Annotated in this window: 3 protein-coding genes; all 3 read right to left on the reverse strand. The window is 63.0% G+C overall.

Annotated features, from left to right (window positions below; genetic code table 11):
• Positions 1-105: 105 nt before the first annotated feature.
• Entirely contained in the window at positions 106-342 is a 237-nt protein-coding gene (locus EN914_RS32450) for an acyl carrier protein (RefSeq protein WP_006203723.1), read from the reverse strand.
• 211 nt (positions 343-553) lie between these two features.
• Positions 554-1,291 carry a 3-oxoacyl-[acyl-carrier-protein] reductase gene (gene fabG / locus EN914_RS32455; RefSeq protein WP_024504317.1) on the reverse strand — a complete coding sequence of 246 codons (738 nt, stop codon included), beginning with the start codon at positions 1,289-1,291 and terminating at the stop codon, positions 554-556.
• A gap of 59 nt (positions 1,292-1,350) precedes the next feature.
• Positions 1,351-2,292 (reverse strand): ACP S-malonyltransferase, encoded by a 942-nt coding sequence (gene fabD / locus EN914_RS32460; protein WP_024504318.1) that lies wholly within the window; start codon positions 2,290-2,292, stop codon positions 1,351-1,353.
• Positions 2,293-2,324 lie beyond the last annotated feature (32 nt).

Below are 2,324 nucleotides of genomic sequence, written 5' to 3' on the forward strand. Positions count from 1 at the left end.
TTCCAGCTGTGCTCGAAGCCCATGCCGAACGGCGACAGCAAGCCAAGGCCCGTGACGACGACACGCCTCATCGCAGGTCCTCCCCGGTGATGACTGCAGAAAGCGTCAGGCCGAAGCCTTGTCGATGTACTTCACGGCATCGCCGACGGTCAGGATGGTCTCGGCCGCGTCGTCGGGGATCTCGACGCCGAATTCTTCTTCGAACGCCATGACGAGTTCGACCGTGTCGAGGCTGTCGGCGCCCAGATCATCGATGAAGCTCGCCTGCTCCGTCACTTTGTCGGCATCGACGCCAAGGTGCTCGATGACGATCTTCTTGACGCGCTCTGCGGTGTCACTCATTTGGGCATCCTCGTCTTTTGTTTGTCTGTCTTCGTTAGCGGGCAGAATGCCGCTAATCAAGCTGAAAGATGGTCCTGCCGGAAACGCAACGACTACGGACCGATTTTTGCCCGAACCGCCGGGTTGCGGGCCGCATTACACGAAAAATAGCTGAGGTCCAAGCCGAAATGGTCTCTTTACACAACCCGCCGGCGTTGCTGCAGAACCTCGTTCAAATCATAGCCATGCCGCCATTTACGTGGATGGTCTGGCCGGTGACGTAGGCGGCTTCGTTGGAGGCGAGATAAGCGACGGCGGACGCGACTTCGACGCTGGTGCCCATGCGCCGCGTCGGGATCGCCGCCATGATCGCCTCTTTCTGCTTGTCGTTGAGCTTGTCGGTCATTGCCGATTCGATGAAGCCTGGTGCAACGCAGTTAACGGTGATGTTGCGGGTGGCGATCTCCTGCGCCAGCGACTTGGAGAAGCCGATCATGCCGGCCTTGGAGGCGCAGTAATTGGTCTGGCCGGGGTTGCCGGTCACGCCGACCACCGAGGTGATGTTGATGATGCGGCCATGGCGGCGGCGCATCATCGGATGGGTGAGTTCGCGGGTGAGCCGGAAAACGGCGGTCAGATTGACCTCGATCACGCTGTCCCAATCGGCATCCGACATGCGCACGAACAGCCCGTCCTTGGTGATGCCGGCGTTGTTGACCAGGATGTCGACGCCTTCGAGATCGGCCTCGGCTTTCTGGCCGAGCGCCTTGACCTCGTCACGGTTGGACAAATTGGCCGGGAACAGCTTGACCCGGTCGCCAAGCTCGCTAGCCAGCGCCTCCAGTTTCTCGATGCGGGTGCCATGCAGGCCGACGATCGCGCCTTGCGCATGCAGCATCCGGGCGATCGCCTCGCCGATGCCTCCCGATGCGCCGGTGACGAGCGCCTTGCGGCCAGTCAATTCGAACATTTTTGTCTCCTGATTGAGAAGAGAACACCCCTTTGCAGGGAATGGGATCAAATGGGGCTTTATGCAAGCGCTGCTAGCGTCGCCTCGACCTCAGCCGCTGAGCCGACCGACGCAGTGGCGATGTCGCGGTTGATGCGCCGCGCCAATCCCGAAAGCACCTTGCCGGCGCCAATCTCGTAAAGCGTGGTGACGCCATTTGCGCCGAACCACTCCACGGTCTCGCGCCAGCGTACGCGGCCGGTTATCTGCTCGACCAGGCGGCGGGCGATCTCGTCCGGATCGCTGGTCGGGCTGACCGTGACATTGGAGAGGACGGGAACGACCGGCGCATTCTTTGTCACACCGGCGAGTGCGTCGCGCATGACGTTCGCGGCCGGCGCCATCAGCGCCGAATGGAAGGGCGCGGACACCTGCAGCATCAGTGCGCGCTTGGCGCCTTTCTCAGTGCACAGTTTCGCCGCCAGTTCGACCGCGGCCCTGGCGCCGGAAATGACCAGTTGGCCGCCGCCATTGTCGTTGGCGATCTGGCAGACGGAGCCTTTGGCGGCTTCCGCGCAGGCGGCTTCGACATCGGCCTGTTCCAATCCGATGATCGCCGCCATGGCGCCCTCGCCGGCCGGCACCGCCGCCTGCATGGCATTGCCGCGGATGCGCAGCAGCCTGGCGGCATCGGCAACCGAAACGAAGCCAGCGGCCGCGAGCGCCGAATATTCGCCCAGCGAATGACCGGCGACATAGGCGACCTTGCCTTTCAGCGAGAAGCCGCGCGATTCCAGCGCCCGGATCGCGGCCAGCGACACCGCCATCAGCGCCGGCTGCGCGTTGGCGGTCAGCATCAACGTCTCTTCCGGCCCTTCCCAGATCAGCTTCGACAGGTTTTCGCCGAGCGCGTCGTCGACTTCCTGGAAAATTCTGCGCGCCTCGGGAAAGGCGTCGGCGAGATCCTTGCCCATGCCGACTGCCTGGCTGCCTTGTCCAGGAAAGGTGAATGCAACGGCCATGCGCGGGCTCCCAAGGGCTGGTTTTGCTTGCC

Origin of the sequence: Mesorhizobium sp. M7A.F.Ca.CA.001.08.2.1 (genome assembly GCF_003998455.1) — a bacterium.
GTDB classification, from domain to species: domain Bacteria; phylum Pseudomonadota; class Alphaproteobacteria; order Rhizobiales; family Rhizobiaceae; genus Mesorhizobium; species Mesorhizobium ciceri.